General features: G+C 41.9%; 19 protein-coding genes and 1 rRNA gene. 8 read left to right on the forward strand and 12 right to left on the reverse strand.

What is annotated here, in order from left to right:
* From IQ259_RS09440 to IQ259_RS09460, 5 genes are all read right to left on the reverse strand, one after another.
* A 16S ribosomal RNA gene (locus IQ259_RS09440) occupies nucleotides 1-126 on the reverse strand; the annotation flags it as partial.
* Between the two features lie 343 nt (nucleotides 127-469).
* Nucleotides 470-1,012: an antibiotic biosynthesis monooxygenase gene (locus IQ259_RS09445; protein WP_193883982.1), complete on the reverse strand. Its 543-nt coding sequence runs from the start codon at nucleotides 1,010-1,012 to the stop codon at nucleotides 470-472.
* Nucleotides 1,013-1,080: 68 nt separating this feature from the next.
* Complete coding sequence (locus IQ259_RS09450; protein ID WP_193883984.1) at nucleotides 1,081-1,518, reverse strand: GNAT family N-acetyltransferase; 438 nt, start codon at nucleotides 1,516-1,518, stop codon at nucleotides 1,081-1,083.
* Between the two features lie 33 nt (nucleotides 1,519-1,551).
* Nucleotides 1,552-2,466, reverse strand: a complete 915-nt coding sequence (locus tag IQ259_RS09455; RefSeq protein WP_193883986.1) for an SMP-30/gluconolactonase/LRE family protein — start codon at nucleotides 2,464-2,466, stop codon at nucleotides 1,552-1,554.
* A gap of 6 nt (nucleotides 2,467-2,472) precedes the next feature.
* On the reverse strand, nucleotides 2,473-3,219 hold the full coding sequence (locus IQ259_RS09460; protein WP_193883988.1) for an SDR family oxidoreductase: 747 nt from the start codon (nucleotides 3,217-3,219) through the stop codon (nucleotides 2,473-2,475).
* A gap of 83 nt (nucleotides 3,220-3,302) precedes the next feature.
* On the opposite strand from IQ259_RS09460, the gene IQ259_RS09465 reads away from it, so the two are divergent.
* Both IQ259_RS09465 and IQ259_RS09470 read left to right on the forward strand, forming a co-directional pair.
* Entirely contained in the window at nucleotides 3,303-4,268 is a 966-nt protein-coding gene (locus IQ259_RS09465; RefSeq protein WP_193883990.1) for a LysR family transcriptional regulator, read from the forward strand.
* A gap of 83 nt (nucleotides 4,269-4,351) precedes the next feature.
* Nucleotides 4,352-5,047: a response regulator transcription factor gene (locus IQ259_RS09470; protein WP_193883992.1), complete on the forward strand. Its 696-nt coding sequence runs from the start codon at nucleotides 4,352-4,354 to the stop codon at nucleotides 5,045-5,047.
* Nucleotides 5,048-5,914: 867 nt separating this feature from the next.
* Here the strand turns inward: IQ259_RS09470 and IQ259_RS09475 are convergent.
* Nucleotides 5,915-6,196, reverse strand: coding sequence for an Npun_R1517 family heterocyst differentiation transcriptional regulator (locus IQ259_RS09475; protein WP_015113073.1), 282 nt, complete (start codon nucleotides 6,194-6,196; stop codon nucleotides 5,915-5,917).
* 987 nt (nucleotides 6,197-7,183) lie between these two features.
* Here IQ259_RS09475 and IQ259_RS09480 point away from each other — a divergent pair.
* From IQ259_RS09480 to IQ259_RS09495, 4 genes are all read left to right on the forward strand, one after another.
* Complete coding sequence (locus tag IQ259_RS09480) at nucleotides 7,184-7,540, forward strand: NAD(P)H-quinone oxidoreductase subunit M (RefSeq protein WP_193883994.1); 357 nt, start codon at nucleotides 7,184-7,186, stop codon at nucleotides 7,538-7,540.
* A 1,024-nt stretch (nucleotides 7,541-8,564) separates the two neighbouring features.
* On the forward strand, nucleotides 8,565-10,754 hold the full coding sequence (locus IQ259_RS09485; protein WP_193883996.1) for a PP2C family serine/threonine-protein phosphatase: 2,190 nt from the start codon (nucleotides 8,565-8,567) through the stop codon (nucleotides 10,752-10,754).
* 186 nt (nucleotides 10,755-10,940) lie between these two features.
* A complete protein-coding gene (locus IQ259_RS09490; RefSeq protein WP_193883998.1) occupies nucleotides 10,941-12,521 on the forward strand; it encodes a CHAT domain-containing protein in 1,581 nt (526 codons plus the stop codon).
* Between the two features lie 154 nt (nucleotides 12,522-12,675).
* Nucleotides 12,676-13,323: a hypothetical protein gene (locus tag IQ259_RS09495; RefSeq protein WP_193884000.1), complete on the forward strand. Its 648-nt coding sequence runs from the start codon at nucleotides 12,676-12,678 to the stop codon at nucleotides 13,321-13,323.
* Nucleotides 13,324-13,537: 214 nt separating this feature from the next.
* On the opposite strand, the gene ftsH is transcribed toward IQ259_RS09495, so the two are convergent.
* The 5 genes from ftsH to IQ259_RS09520 form a co-directional block, all read right to left on the reverse strand.
* The gene (gene ftsH / locus IQ259_RS09500; RefSeq protein ID WP_193884002.1) at nucleotides 13,538-15,499 is read right to left on the reverse strand and encodes an ATP-dependent zinc metalloprotease FtsH; all 1,962 of its coding nucleotides are present in this window, start codon (nucleotides 15,497-15,499) and stop codon (nucleotides 13,538-13,540) included.
* 25 nt (nucleotides 15,500-15,524) lie between these two features.
* Nucleotides 15,525-16,244: a dienelactone hydrolase family protein gene (locus IQ259_RS09505; protein ID WP_193884004.1), complete on the reverse strand. Its 720-nt coding sequence runs from the start codon at nucleotides 16,242-16,244 to the stop codon at nucleotides 15,525-15,527.
* Nucleotides 16,245-16,427: 183 nt separating this feature from the next.
* A complete protein-coding gene (locus tag IQ259_RS09510) occupies nucleotides 16,428-17,099 on the reverse strand; it encodes a phosphoribosyltransferase (protein WP_193884005.1) in 672 nt (223 codons plus the stop codon).
* A 1,103-nt stretch (nucleotides 17,100-18,202) separates the two neighbouring features.
* On the reverse strand, nucleotides 18,203-19,294 hold the full coding sequence (locus IQ259_RS09515) for a hypothetical protein (protein WP_193884007.1): 1,092 nt from the start codon (nucleotides 19,292-19,294) through the stop codon (nucleotides 18,203-18,205).
* Between the two features lie 96 nt (nucleotides 19,295-19,390).
* Nucleotides 19,391-20,590 (reverse strand): Coenzyme F420 hydrogenase/dehydrogenase, beta subunit C-terminal domain, encoded by a 1,200-nt coding sequence (locus IQ259_RS09520; RefSeq protein ID WP_193884009.1) that lies wholly within the window; start codon nucleotides 20,588-20,590, stop codon nucleotides 19,391-19,393.
* A gap of 265 nt (nucleotides 20,591-20,855) precedes the next feature.
* Between IQ259_RS09520 and IQ259_RS09525 the strand changes: the two genes are divergently transcribed.
* Both IQ259_RS09525 and IQ259_RS09530 read left to right on the forward strand, forming a co-directional pair.
* A complete protein-coding gene (locus IQ259_RS09525; protein WP_193884011.1) occupies nucleotides 20,856-21,818 on the forward strand; it encodes a protochlorophyllide reductase in 963 nt (320 codons plus the stop codon).
* Between the two features lie 363 nt (nucleotides 21,819-22,181).
* The gene (locus IQ259_RS09530) at nucleotides 22,182-22,802 is read left to right on the forward strand and encodes a TMEM165/GDT1 family protein (RefSeq protein WP_193884013.1); all 621 of its coding nucleotides are present in this window, start codon (nucleotides 22,182-22,184) and stop codon (nucleotides 22,800-22,802) included.
* A 61-nt stretch (nucleotides 22,803-22,863) separates the two neighbouring features.
* On the opposite strand, the gene IQ259_RS09535 is transcribed toward IQ259_RS09530, so the two are convergent.
* Nucleotides 22,864-23,712, reverse strand: coding sequence for a tetratricopeptide repeat protein (locus IQ259_RS09535; protein ID WP_193884015.1), 849 nt, complete (start codon nucleotides 23,710-23,712; stop codon nucleotides 22,864-22,866).
* Between the last annotated feature and the right edge of the window lie 204 nt (nucleotides 23,713-23,916).

Below are 23,916 nucleotides of genomic sequence, written 5' to 3' on the forward strand. Positions count from 1 at the left end.
CCTAAAGCCAGATTCTCACGCGTTACTCACCCGTCCGCCACTAAATGCCTAAGCATTCCGTTCGACTTGCATGTGTTAAGCATACCGCCAGCGTTCATCCTGAGCCAGGATCAAACTCTCCGTTTTGAATTGTTTGCTTTTAGCTCTTTCTTGGCTGCTCTTTTTTAACCTCAGCCTGGTTACTTTATTTTCTTGACGCAGGCTATTTGCCTTATAATGGCTTTCAAACTATAATATTTTCAAGGTTCGGCTCCCTCGGACTCCGCTTTGCAGCGCTCGTCTCTCAGGCACTTATCTAATATATCTATCTTCTTTGAGCGTGTCAACCTTTTTTTTAACTTTTTTTATCCCCTCTTAACTACCCAGAAATAGTTTTCTTCTCAATGACTTGTTCACGTTGTGATGGAAAAACCGCTGTAAATACGTAACAGCTTAATTAATTGAGATTTTTGACTTTGCTCATGATTTCTTAATATAGCCAAGAGCTAAATAGACGCGTCACCCTTGGCATGACAATGTAGGTCAACAGTCCAACCATGATAACGGAAATGATCAATGAAATAATTAAAGGAGGTAAGTTACCAAGCAGAGGTGCTATGAGTTTATTTAACAAATTACTCAATATATATACGACTGCCCAAGTCAGCAATGCTGTTTTATAACGAGGTGGAGTCTTTAGTGGCTGACCAGGAATAGAAAACCAAGCTTCTAATCCACTGATTTGTTGAACATAAGGGTCAGATTGAACCAACTGTTGACCCTGAGTGAGCCAGTATTTGCGATCGCGTGACTCCATCCATACCTTTAAATTTTCATAACTGTCAAAACGGAAAATAATCACATATTCTGATCGCACACCTGGTTGTGGTCGAATCACATTTGTACCTAAGTGACCAGGATAAATTCTAGAAACACCAGTAATATCTTTTAACCACGCCTCATAAGTGCTTTCACATCCTGGTTTAACAATTTGTGAAATGACTACGGTTACAGATTGATCTTCTTGTTCCATCTCATCCTTATTTCACCATTAGGCTTTCTTTATAGTTTTTTTCGTACCAAGATCACAAAAGGCATACCTCAATACTCAAAAGTATCAACAGTGTGAAACTCCACCCCAGTCCATACCTGAATGGCGCGTTGATTAAATAGTGCGATCGTCACCCGCACAATAGAAGGTGCAAACATCCGTTGAGCAAAATCTAAAACTGCTGCAACATAGTAATGCCCTCGACCTTGTCCTGTTAGATTTGGGCGAATACCCATGCCAATATCTAGTCCTGGCATACTGTAATCACCTCCAGGCACTTGACCGTCTTCGCCAAAACTACAATAGCCAACAAACTCTCTTGGCTCTTCAAAAATACTGTAGAACTTGTTTCGAGGAGCAAGAAAATATTTGATATTCTGTTCAATTTCGTTGGGGTTTAAATTGTAGAAATCATAAGGTGGATCGTAATGCCACCCAGTTATCTCTCGCGCATTGGCTTTGTTTAAAAGTTGAATACTCAAGGGCATTGCCAGCCTCTCACATAATTCTGAGCTAGGCTATTAAAAGACATAGCCAGTTTTACCCACTTCAATTCGGACAACATTAGCAGCAACTATCCCTGTAGGTGGCGGTAAAAACATTCCGCCATTCATTACAACGTAGATAGCGGTGCGATCGCTTTCTGTTTGACCAAAAGCAACTGCTGTACTTCCAATTACGCCTTGTTCGGCTTGAGCAATAATAGTTGTACTACCATCTGGTGCAATCTTCACCACACTGTTGTAGATGTGTGTTGCTCCGTAAAGATTACCTTCCACATCAAAGGCAAAGTCATCAATATTAGTCTGCTCTACAAAAATTTCCGGCTCACCAGGTTCATTGGCATTACCAATAGGAATCCGCAGTAACAACATTTTTTCCGTATTTGAAACGTAGAGGGATTTACCAAAACGCTTCAACCCATTAGCAGCAGGAATGACGTTTTCTGAATTGCTACGAGCCAGTAAAGAATGTTCGAGCCAGATGGCGCTACGGCGTTGAGCAATATCAACCAACCAGATTGCCCCTTTGTAGGAATCGGCTGCTAAATACTGAGTATCAGAAAGAGGAGTAATGCCGTTGAGAAATATTGCATCTGGTAGTGTCAGCAAAGTTTCCACCGTCCCATCTGCGGTCACTAGTGAAACTACAGGTATAGAATCAGTATTCCATCCAGTCACCACCAAATTCCCGTTATTAGTCAAAGCCAAACCACTTACTTTACCTTCAACACTGGCATGAATTTGCTGATTCCCATCTGGGGTAATACGAACAATTTTACCTGCTTCATGATTAGTCACAAATATTGTGCCATCTGGCGCGATCGCTAGATTTTCTAAAAAAGTATTGGCTGGAAACGAGGTAATAATTTTAGCAGGAGCCAATTCTATCGGCGTATCCGCGTAAATAGGGGGCAACATTGCTGAATTTTCCATAAAAACCTACCACTGTAATTGAATCGGCCCACCAAACTTTCGCATCTCTGCAAAGAATAGTCCTTGCGCTCCTCCATCGGTCAGCGTTGCTAAATAGACAGCGGTTTCGGCTCCTTCTTCTGCTGTAAACGGCGCATTTTCGCCTCCCATGTCAGTTTTCATCCAACCTGGAGAGTAGGCATTAACGAGAATATTATCACCTTGGAGTTCCTTTGCCAGAAGGACAGTTAGCCCGTTTACTCCTAGCTTGGAAAGTCTATAGGAAGGAGCTAGTGGGTAATAATCATTAGTAATTGTACTTAGAGATGCCATTTCAGTAGAAACATTGACGATGCGACCGTAGTTGTTAACTTTCATCAATGGTATTAAAGCTTGAGAAATTCTCAGTACCGCTAGAACATTGGTTTCAAATGTGAATCGCATTGTTTCCAGTTGAACTGTCAATAAGCTGGATTCTTCTGGCTTGGCTGTGGGATTAATGCCCGCATTATTGACTAAAATATCTACCCTGCCGTAGGTTTCCCTTAGCCAATGAGTAAACTGTGTCACACTTGCATCACTGGTAACATCGAGTAAGTGATAGTTCACATCAAGCCCTTCACTAGATAATTGCTGCTTGGCAGCAAGACCATCTGTTTCATTTCGACTCGTCAGCACGACATGAATGCCAATTTGAGACAATTTCCGAGAAATCGCATATCCTAATCCACGATTACTTCCTGTAACCACAGCAATCTTTGTTTGATTTGTCATTTTGATAATTTTTACAACTTTTAGCTTTACTTTACTGAGGTGTTATAAATTAATCAAATTAATTAAAATAATACATTTAATCGATGGAATTAATAGATTTGTCAGCCATTGATCTGAACCTACTTGTTGCCTTTGAAGTGCTTTTTGAAGAAAGGAGTGTCACAGCAGCAGCAACACGATTGTATTTAGGGCAACCAGCTATGAGTGCGGCACTGGGAAGGCTACGCACGCTATTCCAAGATGAGTTATTTATCCGAATTGGTAGAGAAATGCAGCCCACAGCAAAAGCGCTGGAAATTGCTCCTGGTTTAAGAGCCGCTTTACAACAAATTCGGCAGACATTAGAAGCAAGCCAAACATTTGACTCAACTACTTCTAAAAGCACCTTTACAATTGGCAGTTCAGATTACACCAGCTATGTCGTCATGCCTAAGCTTTTGGAAGTTTGCCACCGAATCGCACCAAACATTGATTTTCGCTTAATTGGTTTTGCAAAAGACTGTGTGGGAGAACTATTAGAGCAACGAAAGATTGATATAGCCTTAGGTGTTTTCCAAGATCCGCCCAGACAGACGATGCAGATGCCATTATTTCCAGAACACTTTGTTGGTATTTGTCGTCGTGGGCATCCCGTTATTAATCAGGATACGATCTGCGCTTCTTTGGAAGATGCTACGCGATCGCAGCAGCGCTACGCGATCGCACCAGAAATTTTCGCTAATCTTCTCCATGCTCTTTTCACTATTAGACAAGATGATGTTGGTGAAATCGACAAGGTGCTGGCTCAATGCAACCTCCAGCGTCGAGTTGTTTTGACAACTCCCCATTTACTAGTGCTACCAGCAATCATTTCATCAAGTGACTTGGTTGCTGCTGTTCCATCGCGATTGGTAGAACCGTTTGTATGTCAAGGCAAATTAGACATTTTTGAACTTCCTGTACAAACTGAACCGTGGATGATTTCGATGTTGTGGAGCAAACTTACAGATCAGGATCAGGCAAATCGTTGGTTACGACAAATGCTCAAAAGTGTTTGTGAAGGAATTTAACAATGACTATTGACTATTGACAAATGACCATTACCTACCAACTTTCGCTAAATTGGAACAAGGTAAACTTAAGGAAATGTTAAATGTCAGCACAATTGTTACTGGTAGATGATGAACCAGGATTGAGAGAAGCCGTGAAAGATTATTTACAAGAAAGCGGCTTTAGTGTTCAAGTTGCCAGTAACGCCCGTGAAGGCTGGGAGTTAATGGAACAGAACACACCTGATTTAGTGATTTCTGATATCATGATGCCTCAGGTAGATGGCTATCAGTTCCTGAAGCAACTACGGGAAGATCCCCGCTTTCAAGCACTACCAGTTGTCTTTTTAACTGCTAAAGGAATGACAGGCGATCGCATTCAAGGCTATCAAGCAGGTGTGGATGCCTATCTACCTAAGCCTTTTGATCCAGATGAATTAGTAGCAATAGTAGAAAACTTACTTTCGCGCCGCCCTATTAAACCTACCTTTACCGGCGAAGACAGCGAAACTCCAGATATTGCCGAACTAGCAAACCAGATTGCCCAAATCAAAGCATTATTAACACAAAGAAGTGCGATCGCTCAATCTCCAGCTCCTTTCAAAATTGATTTGACCCCCAGAGAACAGAGTGTTTTAAACTTAGTAGCTGAAGGGCTGATGAATAAAGAAATTGCTCGTCGCTTAGAGACTAGCGTTCGTAATGTAGAAAAATATGTCAGCCGCTTGTTCAGTAAAACTGGCACAAATAGCCGTACAGAGTTAGTTCGTTTTGCACTAGAACATGGTCTTGCTAAGTAGATGCGTTTTGAGATATTTCATTCCACATCAGGACTCAATGGCTGTTTTAGCCATCTCAAGTAACACAGCTTATCCTAAGTTGGTAGAAGAGAGCTTATATTGGGAATCTACATAGCGTAGTATAGCCACTTTTAAACATGGCATAAGCAGGAGCGCTGATAACAAGCTAACTTCTGCCTTGAGAGTGCTGAATGCTAAATTTTTAGGTGCTGAGTAAAAATACTAGCTTCTAATTTCGGTGTTGCTAAATCATGGGATGATTTCACCCAATTTGGAACGAATTTTCAATGGTTTCAACCGCCAATTCATCCCGCATTTATGCAACGCCGCCTCTTTTTTATTGATTGTCGGCATACGCTGACCTAATTAATTGAACCTTACACTTGATCAAAAAACCCCTTGTGCCAGATTGAACGGCGAAATTTGGTTAAGTCTCAGATTAAAATTGCTCAAATACATGAGCCATCAATAATATTTGCTTAATATTTTAGATTGGCCAGGTAATTAACAAACAAATATGGTTACTAGCTAATGATGTTTTCTATTGAAGCAAAACCCTGGTTGGCGAAATCGCACTGGTAGATAAATCTTCATAAACCATAACCCGCCCTGAAAGCAAAGCATTACCGTATTGTATTGGTTGGCTTCCAAGTATCTTTGTAGTGCAAAGGGTAAGGGCTACCGCAGATGCTTAATCCAGCTTTTCTAAGAGCAATGTGAACTTCAGCTTGTAGCTTTCTAGGAGAGTATACAAGCCGATTCATGATGAGGTAGCACAGCACAGGCAAATGAGCGAACCGATAGAATTTACCATTGCGATGCCTAATATAGGAACTTCCACTACTCAACTGCTTGCTTTAGTGTCAACTATTGAGTGTTATCAACAGCATTGCGTAAGCGCATCAGTTGACGGCGCATTTGAGGTGAGGCTTTGAATTCCGAGACTTCTTGAGCCTTAACAGAGGCTTGTAGTGTCTCTAGAAAGTCATCAGACCCTTCAGTTAATGCGTCTAGTAGCACCTGCAACAGTTGTTCTCGATCGCCCAAGAGGCTCTTTTCTTCAATCAATCGGAATTTGAGATGAATTTCGCACTCATAAACACCTACTTCAATATTATTTATCTGGCGTGGTAATGCTTTCGAGTTCATAGTTTTGCGGATTCCTGTATTTGGTGGTCATCGAGGTGAGGAACTATTATCCTCAGCAAACATGCTTTATATTTTTTTTGAATCCATACTGCTGCAATTAAAGATTTTTTTTTCAATCCATAATGATATGGATTTCATTTCTATCTCCTGTGTTTTTTTCAGCTAGTCTTTCACTGTCTAAGTTGTGATCTTCCTCCGCCAGACGTGGTTTAGGTAAGCCATCACTATTATTCAGTTTTTAAGATTCTATACAATAAAGTTTTTGTAAGAAGTTGTTCTAGCTTTTTAAAGCTTTTTACATCAACTTTATCTTCACGTCAATAAAAGTTTGAGTTTTTACTTACTTTTTAGTAATTATACGTAAGTAAATCCGCTTATTTTTTCCAATTTAATTAACCATAGAGGAAGCTTCACCATAATTACGTAAAAACACTTGATGTTAGTTTTATTCATCAATAATTTCAGGAGATTTTGATGAATAATTTATCAAGAGTAAAATAATGCTTCCTAGTAGGAAGATATACTTGAACCCTAGCAGTAAAAAACAAAGTCACAACTTACCCATCCAAATTAAAAATAAAAAAGCAGGGGGGAAGGGAGCTCTTAGCAGGGGAGAAAAGCCACCTACAAGAGATGGGGTTTTAACCAAAGGTGAAAGGGAGCAAGGGAGCCTTCACCCACAAGGGGTGAGGTTTGTACCTACAGTCCCCTCTTCTCCCTGCTCCCTGCCCCCTGCCTCTAATCAACAGTCTAGGCAATGGTATATGAGTTTCAGTGATTTAGATGGAAATAAACGAGTATTTGAGCATTAGCGGAATCAGCACTCAAGAGTTTCACCCAAAAGATACAAAAAGGAACCAGGGTACAAGGGAGAGAATAACAAATAAATAATCACCAATTAATTAAAGCTTATAGTTAGAGCAGATTAAGGACTAGGCAAACGTCTACAATGATTTCAGTGTAATCAACTCAAACCTTACACATTCTATGGACAATCCAATGCTGCTCAAGTCCACAACCCGACATATCCGCATTTTTGCCGCAGAAATTGACCGGGATGGCGAACTAGTTCCTAGTAATCAAGTCTTAACGTTGGATGTTGACCCAGACAACGAATTCAACTGGAATGAAGATGCTCTACAAAAGATTTATCGTAAGTTTGATGAACTAGTAGAATCATCGAGTGGGGCAGACCTGACAGACTACAACTTACGCCGCATTGGTTCAGATTTGGAGCATTATCTGCGATCGCTCCTTCAAAAAGGCGAAATCAGTTACAATCTAACCGCTCGCGTCACCAACTACAGCATGGGAGTTCCCCAAGTCGCAGTAGACGATAAGTAGTATCAGACTGCACAGAACGCACAGAAGCACAAATCCAAAATTGCGAGTACTCCCCATAACTCAGCATTTTTCCCAAAATTGTAAATTCAACGTTTATCTGTGCATAGGTCTTTTTGTTCAAGAGTTAGGAGTGATGTGTGTTCTCACTCCTAACTACTTAGGGGCAGAATAATGCCCCTAATAATTTAAAAATGTTAATTTATACGACTTTCTGTAACTCTGTGAGGTCTTCTTAGTCAACTTTTTTGAGAAAAACCCTTAAAAAATTTATATTTTCATTTTTTTTAGCAACATCGAAAATTACATCGCCTGATCATAGGGAAAAACTCTAGACACAATTATTGTGTTCCAATGATTGGACTACGCTTCTAATGCTGATTTTATCTTTGAAGTATCAAAATTTTTGACCTTTAACAGCAAGCCACAATAATTTGTGAATTGGCTAAGTTGAACAATACAGAGGTTTTATGATTTGTACAGCACAGTGCTGGCTGTAAGTTTGGTATTTCAGCAAACAATTTGTTAATTCTTAAACAAAATTAATTTAAGTTTCGCAAGCGATCGCCCAACATAATTTAGTAAAGCACATCTGCTTGGTTTAAATTAGGGTTTGTGGTGTAACTCAATGGGTAAATTTGGAGATTTTTAACTTTAACTAAACCATATTGACTTAAAAATTAAAGAAAAGACTGCATTATGTGTCCCTTTCTAATGGTCTAATTTAATCAAAGCAAACAGTTACAGATGAGTAGAGGTTAAGCTTTGTTGACAGGGTTAGAGTTAGTTGCTCTGGCCACGGAAAGTCACAGAACAATAGAAGTTATGATGAGGCTGTAGAATTGGCCAAGGAGTGTGGTATTTGCATAAATTCACAAAATCAATTATTGGCATTAGCTGCGAAATACCAGCTAGAATCATGATCCCCAGTTGGATGCGTCTATTTGCAAAAACAAGAGTGGTCTAGATTACTGCTCACTGCCTATGCTTTTGAAGAAATGGCCAATCGCTGATCTGTGCGAAAACTATGGAAAATGATGCGGCAACTCTCTACTGCCCAAATGAACTTTGTCAGGCTGCCAACCCCCTGACTCACAAGTTTTGCCAACGATGTTCTACACCCTTGCCCAAACGATATCTCTGGGCTGTGGGTGATGTTCTAAATGTGGGTAGTCCTGGAGAAATCTTAGCCGATCGCTATTTAGTCATCAATGAATCTGTGGTTTTAGATACTAAGCCTGGATTACTCCCTCAAGGATTAGAAGCAGAAAATTTACAAACCATTAGAGCTTATTTGAGATTAATTCCCTACAGCTTACATATACCGCAGGTATATGGGATGCTCTCTCTTCAGGACGGACTCTCTCGAAAAGAAATTCTACTTTTGGAAAAACCGCCGTTATTGGTAGAACCGACAACAGACACACAATTACGGCTGTGTCCCCAGTTAACTACTGCTTGGCGCACTGCTACATCTATGCGTCAACTGAATTGGCTGTGGCAGTTAGCTCATCTATGGCAACCTCTGGTGAGTGAAGGTGTTGCTTCTAGCTTAATTGACAGTCACTTATTAAGAGTAGAAGGTTCTTTAGTACGCTTATTGGAATTACGGTTTGACACCTCAACAGCGCCACAGCTATCGCATTTAGGAGATTTTTGGCAGCAGTTGTTGCCAGACACAAAACCAGTCATAGCGGAATTTGTTAACCAAGTTAGCAATTTTCTTATTCAGGGAGACATCAATTCACCTGAAGTACTAATTGCAGTCTTAGATCGCGGATTGGCAGAATTAGGAAAATTGCAATCTCCGACAATTAAAATTATCACGAAAACTGACACTGGCCCCAAACGGCAACGTAACGAAGATGCCTGTTACCCACCCAGCGGCACACTGTTGAGTAAACCACCCCAAGCAACAGCCTTGGCTATTGTTTGTGACGGAATTGGTGGACACGAAGGCGGTAATGTCGCGTCCAATTTAGCAATTGAAACAATTCAACAGCAAGTACAGCAACTTACCAAAGTTCCTTACGATCATCTAGAACCCTCGCTGCTACTGGCTGATTTAGAGCAAGCTGCGGCAGTTGCCAATGATAAAATTAGCCAGCGCAATGACAACGAAAATCGTCAGGGCAGAAAGCGCATGGGTACAACCTTGGTGATGGCATTGCCAGTAGCTCACGAAATTTATATTACTCATGTTGGTGATAGTCGTGCTTATTGGATTACACGAGATTCTTGCTACCAAGTCACCCTTGATGATGATGTTGCTTCTAGGGAAGTCCGCCTGGGATATGCTATTTATCGTGAAGCTGTACAACAAAGTGGTTCAGGCTCCTTGGTTCAGGCATTAGGGATGAGTCCCAGTGCAGCGTTACATCCGACAGCACAGAGGTTTATTCTTGACGAAGATGCAGTGTTTCTGCTGACATCGGATGGCTTAAGTGACTTTGACCGTGTAGAAGAATATTGGGAAACAGAAATATTACCAATTTTGACAGAAGAAACAGACTTAGTAACAGTTGCTGACAAATTACTGGAAATTGCTAACACCAAAAATGGACATGATAATGTGACGATCGCCTTAGTCCATTATCAAGTTAAATATGTTGAGCCAGAGCTAACTCTCAAAGCTACTATTGTTGAGCCTCCTACCATCACATCTGCCAATATAGAGCCTAAACCTCTACAGCCTACCTTACTAGAAGACATTTCCGAGCAGAAAACTTTAATTCCTGAAGACAAGCCTGGTTTCTTTCGCAAACTACCATTACACTTGATTGTTCCCATAATGATCATGATCGCCGCAGGTTGGTTGGGGCTTTTAGTGCGAGGATTCCTTTGGCAATCACAGCCAGTACCTACTTTTTCTTCTAGTCCGTCTACCACTATCAAGCCTGCAACTAACCAGCGATCGCTGGCTAACCTCGCTCCTGGTTGGGTAATTACTAACAGCCAAGAAATTACCTTAGGTAATCAGAAGTTACCACCAGGCAGTTTTTTGCAAGTGGTTGAGCCAGAGCCTAGCACTACACCAAATTCTCAGGAATCTTTAGTAGATTTGCGGCTTTGCTCCCCAGAAAACAGCCCACCTGACCAAACCGAGAAAATAATTCGTCGAGTAAAATTAGCTCAACTCCAACGCCCAGACATCGCTGTATTACAATCGAACGAAACCAGCAGCTGTGAAGCTTTATCACCACAGCCAGATAGTTAAACTCCCGCGTCTGCCCAAAGTCCAGGAGAATAATATCAGTGAAAATAAGACCAATACTCGATAAACTTGTAGAAGCCTGGAATAATACATCTAATAACCAGATTAAAAACTCACAGGGTAAGAGTTTTCCGCGAGGAAAATTGTTATCGCAAGTTGTTGGTTTCTACCTTTTAGTTTAAAGAACCCATGCCATCCCTGAACTTGGCGATCGCCCGTCTCATCAACACTGGCACAGATAGCTTTGCCATTTGGGTGGTCAAAGCTCCCTACCCTAGTGGCTATGTTCTGCGTGACTGTGTATGGCCTTCAGAACTCAATCAAGTTTGGCAAGAGTGGCAGCAAATGTTTGCTGGACACAGTGGTTTAAATATTACAGCCAACACAGCACCTCAATCAGCTAATCCTCTCTCGTTCAACTTGGGTTCGGCTGCATCTGGCCACATGCCTGGTTACGGCGGTCGTTTGATGCAGCACTTAGGAATTTATTTGTGGCGTTGGGTATTCGACGGGCCAATTCTCAGCAGTTTGGAACGCAGTTGTGGGATTGCTATGGGGCAGCATACACGTTTGCGCTTTCAATTAGAAATTCGTGACCCAGATTTAATCGCCCTACCTTGGGAAATTATGCAGCCTAAACCTGGCCAATCAGCAATTTCTCTCTCTCAAGATTTGCTCTTTAGCCGCACTACAAGCGAGGTTGAACCCCTGCCTTATTTACGCACGGATCAGGCAATTAATATCTTATTAGTTTTAGGTCATGATGAAAACCTACAACTTGAACAAGAAGCAACAATCCTCCAACAAATCTTGGCGAATCACCCGCTCATAAATCGCAACTCTTCAGGATTCGCGCCTTGTATGGTGAAAACTCTCATTCAACCAACACCACAGGAGTTGATTCAAGATTTAGAGACTAAAGCTTATAATGTGTTTTTTTACGCTGGTCACGGATTGCCAGGCCCAGATGGAGGACTTTTATTTTTACGTCCAAATAAGACTCTCAACGGCATAGAATTGGCCCAAGCATTAACTCGGAGTGGATTAAAATTGGCTGTTTTCAATGCTTGTTGGGGCGCACAACCAGCAGCAGTTAATCACCAAGCAATTCCAGCTAGTAGTTTAGCAGAAGTGTTAATTCGGCACGGTGTACCCGCAGTTTTGGCAATGCGAGATGTAATTGCTGACCATGAAAGTCACAGTTTTATTAAAGCCTTTGCTGAAGCTTTGCGATCGCGCAAGCCAATTGATGAAGCTGTAGCAGAAGCTCGACAAGAAATGCTAACACTATATAAGTTTAACCAGCCCGCTTGGACTTTACCAGTTCTGTATTTGCATCCAGAGTTCAATGGCGAACTCGTGAAAAGCATTGATGAGGGGGGAATTACAGAGTTACCGGATACTTCAGTTATCAATATCAATATTGTTACTTCTAAGGCTTGTTTGCGATCGCTCTCTCCAGAAGGTAGAACTTGGTTTTTACGAACAGGTGTAACTCGCATTGGACGCACCCAAGATAATGATATCGTGATTCCTGAACCATCGGTTTCTAAACGTCATGCCGAAATTTTATGCCGAAATACTTTCGCTGGCACAACTCCAGTCAGAACTTATTACTTACAAGATTTCTCAACTTACGGCACAACTTGGTGTTTAAGTTCTAATGGTTGGCAACAAATCCTTCGAGAGGAAGTACCTTTACAATCAGGAATGAAGTTAAAGTTTGGGAATTCGCGTAGTGAAATTTGGGAGTTTATTATCGAAAATTAAGGACTATCTCAGGATAAAGAATGAAATTTTATGCTGGATACTTCATACTTTCTTGTTTCTCAACTTTAAATAAAATCAATTTAATTTTTGCGGAAACTCTAATTTACAACTTGTATCAGTCAGTACTGCTAAATAATTCATCAGGAGTCGAAAAATGATTAAAAAAATCAACAATTCTCATAATGTTCCATCCTTGACAAATCAAGTGGAATTAGAGCTACTAGAAGTACTCCTGCAACCTGAAGATAGTGCTTATCCTTGGAATCCTGCTGATGATCAAGCAGAAGCATATTTTGATGAATTAGAACAGCAGTTTGTGAAGCAGGATTTATTGGAGGATGAACTACATATCAGAGCGCAGTCTTTTTACGAAAAACTAGACACTCTATGGTCTGAGGTTGCCAGTTGTTCAGACTACAAATGTAATACAAGAGTGGGAATTTTCGAGAGTCTTTGTGAAACTTTACATAACACTTTTGCTGTTGGAGTACCTACAGGCTGGCTCAATGCGATCGCCCAAAAAGCCACAGAAGTTGTGGCAGCGCAGCAATCAATAGGCGAACAACTGGTAGAGTGTGTTCAAACCGTATTACCTACTTGGGGTGCAGAGGATCTAGCAGTTTTTTCCCGTCCTTATGTTTATACTATGCGTAGCAGCGAACCGCAAAACCTCACATCTATCATCAAAAAAATTGAGAACCGAGATTGGACAACTTTATCAGAAATCGAGCAAGCAAAGGTGAGTGTAGCGATCGCCTATTATGCTCTCAGACAGCTAGACAAATTGGAAACTGAAGCTTAAGTTCTGGGCTGAAATTAATTCTTCGTGGCAATTGATTGTTTTATATGTGCTATTTGTATTGCTAATCCCAAAATTTCCAACTATCTTTCTTTAGGTAGAAAAAAACTAAAGATGATCTCACATTAAGCTAATTCTTCAACGAGTGCTATCTATCTTCAGATAGAAAAAACCGTTGAGTTCACAAAGCCGGAAAAAACTACGCCTTGTAAGTAGATTAACTTATTTTATGCTTGCCATTGAGAGTTGCTTGTTTGAGCAAAGTATTTTGAGGTAAATCACCAGTCCATAGCCATTCATTCGTCTCTGTTGGGGTTTGGACACGCAACAACTGCGATCGCAGTTGTTCTCCTTCTAAAACTTCTTTTTCTAATAAAGCTTCTGCTGTCTCAATCAACAACTGCCGATTTTGTTCCAAAATTGTTAGGGCGATATGGTGTGCGCCATCGACAATTTCTTTCACTTCTTTGTCAATTTCCTCAGCAAGTCTGGGACTTACTGCCCGTCGCGGATTAGTTAAACTGTCGAGAAACTGTTGTTGAATCTTCTCAAAGGCGATCGGCCCGAGTTCACGACTCATGCCATAAAGAGTGACAAATCGCTCTGCTAAGTCGGTGGCTTTTTGGATATCATCACTAGCACCAGTAGATGATCTGCCAAAAATTAATTCTTCTGCGGCGCGTCCACCCAATAGTGTGACAATTCTGCCGCGAATTTCATCTTCTGTCATCAAAAAACGGTCTTCTTCTGGTAGTTGCAAGGTGTAGCCCAAAGAACCCACGCCACGAGGTACGACAGAAATTTTTTCTACTGTACCAGCACCAGGCATTAAAGCACCAATCAGTGCGTGACCAACTTCATGATAAGCAACTGTCTTTTTCTCAGTTTCGTTGAGAATGCGTGACTTTTTCTCTAATCCTGTTAACACTCGTTCGATCGCTTCATTAAAGTTAGCCATTGTCACGGCATCATTATTATTACGGGCTGCTAATAGTGCTGCTTCATTCACCAAGTTAGCTAAATCTGCCCCAGCAAAACCTGGAGTCCGGGCTGCCAACTTTGACCAATCCACATCAGCTGCTAGTTTCACATCTTTAGAATGGATTTTGAGAATTGCTTCTCGACCAATTTTATCTGGGCGATCTACCATAATTTGACGATCAAAACGACCGGGACGACGTAAAGCCGAGTCCAGAACTTCCGGGCGGTTGGTCGCCGCGAGGAGAATTACCCCGGTGTTGGCATCAAAACCATCCATTTCTGATAGTAGTTGGTTGAGTGTTTGTTCCCGCTCATCATTGCCGCCGAGAAGAGGACTACCACTAGCGCGTGATTTGCCTAAAGCATCTAACTCATCAATAAACACAATACAAGGTGCTTGCTTCTTGGCCTGCTCAAATAAATCCCGTACCCTGGCTGCACCAATGCCAACAAATAGTTCAATAAATTCCGAACCAGAAATACTGAAAAAAGGTACACTAGCTTCGCCAGCGATCGCTTTTGCGAGCAATGTCTTGCCTGTTCCTGGCGGCCCCACCAGCAAAACACCTTTAGGAATTTTTGCACCTAAGCGAGTATACTTGCTGGCATTTTTGAGAAAATCTACAATCTCTTGAAGTTCTGCTTTGGCTTCATCTACACCAGCCACATCGTCAAATTTTACGCCTGTAGTTCCTTGAGAATAAATCCGCGCATTACTCTTACCAACAGTTAAAGCGGCGGGGCCACCAATTTGACTGCGACTCAACAACAAGCCCCAAATAGCAAAGAAAATCACTGGTGGTAAAATCCAACTAAATAAGGTAGAAATCCAACCTGTGCCACTGGGTGGTGCGGCTGCAAACTCAACTTGATGTTTTCGCAGAATTTTTGGTAATTCTAAATCCATTGGCACAGGTAGGGTAACAAAGACTTGATTGGGTTGAGTGTCTGGTTGTAATGTAGTTGTTTCTGGTTTAAGTTCATATTCAATGCGCTCAGAACTGATGACGGCACGAGAAACCTTACCCGCTTCTACCTGAGCTACAAAGTCACTGTAGGGTACTCTGGGATAGCGAGGTTCACTAAAGAAAATCAAATTTAAACAGACAATTAATGCTAACCAGAGCAGTAAACCCCCACCAAATTGTCTGGGTTCAGGTGATTCAACGTTGCGTTCGCCATCAGTTTTCACTGGCATGGTGAATTACTCCTTGATGAAAAAGTTAATTCAGCGACATATTATCTAAGTCTCTTTCTCCTGGCTGAGATGATTGGAGGTAGTGTTTAAACCATTGACTTGCCAATCGTGCTACTTCTTCTAAAGCTCCGGGTTCTCCAAACTGATGAGTTGCTCCTGAAATAATCTCTAGTTGTTTGTTGAGTACGGGAATATTTGCTAGTGCATCCTCATTCATCGCGATGATGGGCAAGTCGTTACCACCGACAATTAACAAAGTCGGAGCTTGCACACAAGCTATAGCTTCACTGACTAAATCAGTTTGTCCGCTACGGGAAACAATTGCCTTCACAACCATCGGACGTGTTGCAGCTGCTAGTAATGCTGCACCAGCACCCGTGTCTGCACCAAAATAGCCGAGTTTGAGATGGCGAGTGTAGGGATTTTCTGACAACCAGTCTGTGACAGCAACTAAGCGGTTGCTAAGGAAGCTGATGTCGCTGCGAAAATGTTTGGTACGCTGGTCTATTGCTTCTTCTTCTTTGGTGAGTAAGTCTATTAATAGAGTTGCTAGTTTAGCTTCCTGACGCAATACATGGGCAAGATAGTGATTGCGAGTACTGTAGCTACTACTTGCACTGCCATGTGCAAACAATACAATGCCTTCAGCACCAGCTGGCACAACTAATTCGCCTTTGAGCTTGATGTTTCCCAGTTCGATAATGACTATTTGCTCTTCAACGTTCAATAATAATGTTGTATTCATGGCTTTACCTTCTAATTAATTTAGATCAGGACTTACGCAACAGGATTTTTATGGAGGTATAGCAGTAGCCAAGACAGTTAGGACATCGGCCAATGATAAAACTCATGCACTAAAAGACTTTTCACCCTGTCACCTGTCACCTGTTCCCTGTCACCTGCTATATGGTATGAGCAGTTTGATCGCTTATACTCCCATCCCTGCATTAGTGTTCATAACTGACTGTCTTGCCAATAAGTTGCGTACTTCTGTGTCGGTTGTTTGGGAAAAGTCTTCGTACCAAAGACCGATCGCATAGAATGGCTCTGGCGTGACTAAACAAACTACTTCGTCTACTTCGGCTTGCAACTGTTCACAAGTTATAGGTGGCGCGACAGGAACAGCCACGATCAGGTACTGGGGTTGCTGTTGTTGAACTATGGCAATAGCAGCACTTATAGTTGAACCTGTGGCGATGCCATCATCTACTAAAATTACAGTCCGATTTTTGATTTTTGGTGGGAGTTTATCACCTCGATAAGCGCGATCGCGTCGCTGTAATTCCTGCAATTCTTTGGCTGCAACTTCGTCAATTGTCTGGCGATCGATACCCAAACTATTGACAACATCGTAATTTAACACTCGCACTCCACCCGAAGCGATTGCACCCATCGCCAGTTCTTCATGATCAGGTACGCCAAGTTTTCTGACTAAACATATATCTAGTGGTGCATTTAGGCTTTTCGCGATTTCAAATGCTACTGGAACACCGCCACGAGGTAACCCTAACACTAACAAGTCTTGACGGTTAGCATAGGCTGTTAGTCGTTTTGCTAACATTTTGCCAGCTGCTTGGCGATCGCGGAATTTATTCGTCATAATTTTAAGCTCCCGTGGAGAGGGACGCATGGCTGACATTGGCAATGAAAACTTGTCATTGGGTTCACCCTTGTTTGCTGATTCGATCAAGGGTGTAAATTACTAGTTCAGCTAAAAATTTATCCAATACGGTTTGGTGGTTGATTAGACTTCTATTTTTGGCGAGATATCTTGAAATTAATACTCATCACATAGGCTAAAAATATCTCTTTCCTTCTCCCCACACTCTTATCCGAACTAGCTCTCCTGCTTTTGGATTTAGAAACTAATTTTGAGGTACTTGTGAATTTTGAAGATTAACCCTTGAACATTGAAATAAAACTTAATGTCATTGGTTAACATTTTTACCTTGCGTTCATATTTTTCTTCTACTTTAATATTAGCTCCATATCACATTAATTGTTTCCAGTCGATAAAAATCCCAAAAAAATTACATGCTTAAATAACGTGAGTTCGACGGAGATCAAAAACCCCTCTCCAAACCTCTCCTCTGCAAGGAGGAGCCACTGCGTTGGGCGGCTTTGCCGACTCCCTCAGTGGCGTTAGAGGCTTTAAAACTCTGATTTTTCCGTTGGAAACTAGTAATATTTCTGCCCCTCTCCGCGTCGGAGAGGGGTTGGGGAGAGGTTCATCGAATTCACGCTTAAATAATATTTACTGAATGTATTGATGCAACACTTAGAAAAAACTGACTTCTGCTTTTTGGCTTATTTTCCGACTATTCCATTGAGCATATTTAAGGACAGCCGTACATTTCATTCTTATTCAGACTCATCAATATTTAGATGCGATCGCCTTGGAGGATCTGAGTCTCTAAAGTTTTACAAACAAATTAGATATGATTGCCATATGACCCATCATTACACAGCCATTTACCGATGGGTACAGCTTTCCCAAAAGCTTTTTAATGAATAAAATGCGGCAGGCAAATTTTTCAGTTTGTCGAAACCCTAAAATATTTTGCAAAATCTGATAAACTGTTCTTTTACTATTTGCTTGGAATTCCGGAAACAAAATTCCAACCTTTTCTAAAAAAATCAGATATTGTGAATAATCAACAAATAAAGACTCTCTAGCAAGGTCAAACTCTTACACTGCCACATTTAATGTGAGTTGTGATTCTGTGATATTAGAGCAGATTTCTGACCTATATAAGGAATTTCTTCGATGGGGAAGTTATCGTTATCGAGGTCATCGTAAATTAGCAGCAATTGTTTTTCGCCTAAATAATTGAGTATCTTACCGTTGTACTTACTGGCATCTGCTCCCAGACCTTGAATGCGAATTATGCCATTAAATACGGTAGCTCTGGCTAGATAAATTACAGGGTCATCACGAAAAGGAACGTTAACCGTGGTGGTGGCGGTGAGATGTGCCATGCCTCTCTCGTCCATTTCCTTACTTAAAGCCATAGCTGTTTTTTCCAGTCCGCGAATGGCAACGATCGCCGCCGCAACTGCCATTGTAATATCTGTCCCATCGTCAGCTATAACCTGACGGGAAGAGAGAAACTCATAATTCTCTTCTCCTAGGTCATGGCGTATGCGTTGATGTACGATGTTACGTGGATTGTAATGGGTAAGTGCGCCCACAATTGCCCCACAGGCTGCACGGGGTTGTCGCCAAGGAGATTCTTGGGTTTTGCCGTAGATTAGTTGTTCTTCTAAATCTAAACGTCCCACATGGGTTTTTAAATCTAGGGCGGCGAGGATAAAGGACTGGGAATTCCCTTCATAAATTTGCGTGCGCCAATTTTCGTCTAATTGGTGGGCAATGGTGACATGAGCTAAGGTAGCACCATCATCAGTACCGCCACCCGTAGGGAAAAACGCCTCTGTTTTTAACTCGCCAATTTCCGATAGGGTAGCAAACCGGGAAGCAATCACATCACGATAAACTCTGGTTGACTCTCCTTGATGAATGCGATCGCCACAGTTAGTATATGCCAGGGTTGTCACCACACTGGGCAAGGTCAAATCTGCCCCACAAGCTTTTAAATCAGAAATACTAGCACCGGCAAACTGTAATTCATCTCGGAGTATTTGCAGGCCATTGACCAGAGTATAGCGATCGCTGACAATCTCATTCAAGTAAATGTTTTTTGAACTATCCTCCTGCCCAAATCTGGCAGATAGTTCCCAAAACTTTTTAATTCTGGCACTCGCTAAAGATGGATCAAATGTTGAAGAAGGCATGGTTTTTGGCTGTAGAGATTGGATAAGAAAACGAGAAAGCAAAAGATCAACCCAGTGAAAAACCTCTAGCAACTGTCTGTGTCTTGGTGCGAAACTTTAATCAGGTAACTCATACTCCCCAACAATCCGCTTGGCAAACTCTGGTACATGCGCCTCCAACTTCTCCTGATGATGCCGCTTCACATACAGATAATTTCTTGTAAAGTGCGAATCAATGGAAAACCGTGCATATTCCAAACCTTTGGGGCCGATTTTATCAATCACCACAGCCATCAGTTTTGCCACCCACATCGGTAATGTTACAGCCTTGTCGTAAGCAGGAATACCCTGTTGTACAGCTTCTTTGCGGTTTCCTTGGGACATGACTGGCTGAGTGTCTATCTGGTCTTTTACTAAGTCCAGCATTTGTTTACCTGTATCATTTCTCACTACAATCCATTGCCAGCCAAAGGGTGCGCCCATATAACCTACAACTAAATCTGCTAGGGAGTTGACGTAATCGAAGCAACTCATACAGGAAGGGGCGAAGACATCTTTGAGTTGATTGGTTTTTAAGCCAAAGAAGGGTACTTTCTCGATTGAGCCATCTTCATGCTTGAAGTGAATGCGGAAGTCTTGCATAAATTCGTAGTGTACTACTGTGTCAGGCGATCGGCTGGTGGTTTCTAAGAATTTTTGCAGTCCGGCGCGGGTCACATTGTCTACGCAAGGTGTCCCTAAAACGTATAATTTTTCTAATCCCAGTTGCTTTTCTACTGCCCTGAGTGCCTGAATTTGACAACCAACACCAATTACTAATAGTCGCTTCATTCCCGATTTTTCTACCTGTTCCAAAATCGAAAGGTTGGGAGAGAGTGTTGGTTTATTTACCCGCGCTGCTAGTATTTCTGCTGGGGTACGGGCAATTACAGGCATGGGTTGGAAGCGGTCTTCTTTGGTATTTTGGACACAGACAACACCTTCTACTAAGCGGCGATTCAGCATTTCTATGGCAATGGTGCTGACAATGCCTGTCCATTGTGCGCCTTCGATGGGCTGCTGTTTCCGCGCCGCCATCATGTCTTGATGCACACCAAAGTAGAGTTCATCGGGGTTGTCGAGATGGCGAGAACGAGTGTGGGTTTGTGCTTCGAGGGTGTCTATTTGCTGATTGATAAAAGCGCAGGCTTCCTTGACATAGTGAATATAGTATGTATCACATAGTCCACATTCGCTGCACAGTTCTTTGGCAGGACGACGACTACCGGGTTTTAAGGCTTTGGCTTTTGTATGCTTGCCAGAATCAACTGAGGTCATATATATAAATGTTTGTTTTATCCAGGAATCCTTTTATTACAATACCTTTACAGCCTATAAACTTGACGATAGAAATTGAAAAAGCATTGCTGGCAGAATATTTAGATTCATGCTCTTAATATTTCGCAATAATAACTAACTGTAAACCGAAATTTATCTGATTGTTTGTTAACAAGTATTAAGCAAAAATTGGTAGATAATCTGTATAACCCCGTGATGTAAGATCCAGGAGATAGTAAAAGGCGATAACAGAGTCTGAATAGCAATGGCACAGGATCGGAAGTCAACGGTTGTAATCACAGGTGCATCCTCTGGGGTGGGTTTGTACGCTGCAAAAGCATTTGCTAGAAGAGGATGGCATGTTGTCATGGCCTGCCGAGATTTGGCAAAGGCACAAAAAGCTGCCCAAGATGTAGGCATACCCCAGGACAGCTATACCATCATGCACATTGACCTGGGTTCTTTAGATAGTGTGCGCCAGTTTGTCAATAACTTTAGAGCCAGTGGCAAATCCTTAGATGCATTGGTGGGGAACGCAGCTATTTATATGCCATTAATCAAAGAGCCGTTACGTAGCCCAGAAGGTTACGAGTTAACCATGACCACCAATCACCTTGGTCATTTTCTGCTGTGCAACCTCATGCTTGAGGATCTGAAAAATTCCTCGGCTGCGGATAAGCGACTGGTGATTTTGGGAACTGTCACCCACAACCCAGACGAACTGGGCGGTAAAATTCCGCCGCGTCCTGACTTGGGTGAATTGGAAGGCTTTGTGGCAGGGTTTAAACCACCGATTTCGATGATTGACGGCAAGAAATTTGAACCTGTCAAAGCTTATAAAGACAGCAAAGTTTGTAACGTGCTAACCATGCGGGAACTGCATCGGCGCTATCACGAATCAACTGGTATTAGCTTCACTTCTCTCTATCCGGGATGTGTGGCAGAAACGCCCCTATTCCGCAACCACTATCCTTTGTTCCAGAAAATCTTCCCCTTGTTCCAGAAATACATCACTGGGGGATATGTGTCTCAGGATTTGGCAGGAGAAAGAGTTGCCGCAGTGGTTATCGAGCCGGAATACAAGCAATCTGGTGCTTATTGGAGTTGGGGAAATCGCCAGAAAAAAGATGGTAAATCTTTTGTGCAGAGAGTTTCTCCTCAAGCACGAGATGATGAAAAAGCTGAACGCCTGTGGGATTTGAGCGAGAAGTTGGTTGGGTTAGCGTAAACAGTGCTGAGTCCCCAGCTTTTAAGCAAGGTTGGGGGCGATCGCATCACACAGCCGAGAAACTTGTTAGAGTGAAAAAAACTAGAAGATAACTAACTGATTTCACACTTCAGACTTCATAATTGACTCTAACTTAAGACAGATGTAGTATTTTATTAAATCGAAGGGGAGTAGCTACTGGCAGAAAGTTTCCAGCCAGTTCGTCTGAATCAACATACTGGTGATGAACCTGGTTCAGATGTCAAATGTTAAATATTTGAAAGCGAGACCTTCACTAAGTTCACAGACAAGATGTGAGCTTGGTGAGGTCTTTTGGCTCTCTTCAAGCTCACATCGGTAAGGATTCTTCAGGAGCTTGAGAGAGTGATAACAGCTTTTACCGCAGGTTTATTATTAATTACCGTTTCAGAGCTTGGTGATAAAACATTTTTTATCGCTGTGATTTTGGCAATGCACCATTCGAGGCGGTTGGTGTTTGCTGGGGTGACAGCTGCCTTAGCTGCCATGACCATCCTTTCGGTGCTATTTGGGCAAGTTGCATCTTTGCTGCCAAAAATTTACATTCATTACGCCGAAATAGCTTTGTTTCTTGCCTTCGGTATTAAGCTGTTGTACGACGCTAGTAAAATGCCTACTGCTACTTGTAATACAGATGTGGTAGAAGAAGCAGAAGCGGCTGTCAAACAAGCAGACTTGCAACTACCAAAGCGAAAAACGCCTTGGGCAATTATAACAGAAGCTTTCTTATTAACATTTGTAGCAGAGTGGGGCGATCGCACACAAATTGCCACCATTGCTTTAGCCGCTGGCAATAACCCGATTGGGGTGAGTATTGGAGCTATTTTAGGACATGCTATTTGTGCTGCGATCGCAGTTATCGGTGGTAAATTCATTGCCGGCCGTATTTCCGAACGTCAACTCACCTTCATCGGTGGATGCTTGTTTCTGATTTTTGGTGTGCTTGCTGCGGTAGAAGGCGTGTGATTTAAGGCAAAAGTCAAAAGGTAAAAGTAAAAACAGAAAATTTCTTTTACCTTTTGCCTTTTTACTTTTTACTTGCAGGAGCAGGAGTTGGGGTAGCAGTTGCGGCTTTGTTAATTTCGTCTCTATATTGAGTCGGCGCTAAACCCACAGCACTATCAAACAGAGGTTTAGCTTGCGTCATTTTCCCCTGTTCTTTCAAAAGCATGGCTTTAGCTAGGACAGGGCGGAAATCCTTGGGATCTTTCTTGATGGCTTGGTCATAGACGGTAATAGCTTGAGGATAGCGTTTTTGAGCAGCATAAATATTGCCCAGTAGTACCTGCACGGCCACTACATTCACACTTCCAGGCTGAATGGTATTAGCTTGGTTAGCATTAGTTAACGTGTCTTGCAATAAGCCAATAGCTGCTTCCGGGCGTTGTTGATCTAACAGCAGCGCCACCATACCCTGTAAAGCCTTTAAATCTCCAGGTTGAGTATCGAGAATCGTGCGATAAGCTTGGGCGGCTCCTTCTTTATCACCAATTTGCTGCTTGGCTTGTGCTAGTAATACTCCATACTCCGACCTTTCGGGATTCAGTTTAGCTAGTTTTTCTAAAGGGGCAATTACCCCTTGAACATCACCTTGATTCAGACTTAAAAGTTGTAGCCGCGCTTGTAATACACCTTTAAGGGCAGTTTGATTTTCAGGTTCCCGTTGTAAAACCAGTTCATAGCCCCGTACCTCGTCTTGCAATTTTGATTTTTGGTCAGAGGAGGCTAAGTTACCTTGAGGACTTGCAGTATTCTGGTTTATAGATGTCGTGTTATTAAATGCGCCAATTATGGGAACCACGGATACACCCACAAACATTAGAACTGCTAATGCCAAGATGACCCGAACTATCCAACGATTACGCGATTGAGACACAGTTTTGTAATTCTCCAGAACTTTAATGACATTATCTATTGACACAATTGGGAAATTAAAAATTTCCAAAACTTTGCGGAATACCGCCAATTGTCTGTGAATTTTATAACAAATAACTATTTACGCTGCTAAAGTAAGTGATGACTTTAGGGGGAGCCGTCAGAGTTGTACCTATGATATGCTTCCGAAACTGGTGTCTAGACG

Origin of the sequence: Fortiea sp. LEGE XX443, from assembly GCF_015206815.1 — a bacterium.
Lineage (GTDB): Bacteria > Cyanobacteriota > Cyanobacteriia > Cyanobacteriales > Nostocaceae > Nostoc_B.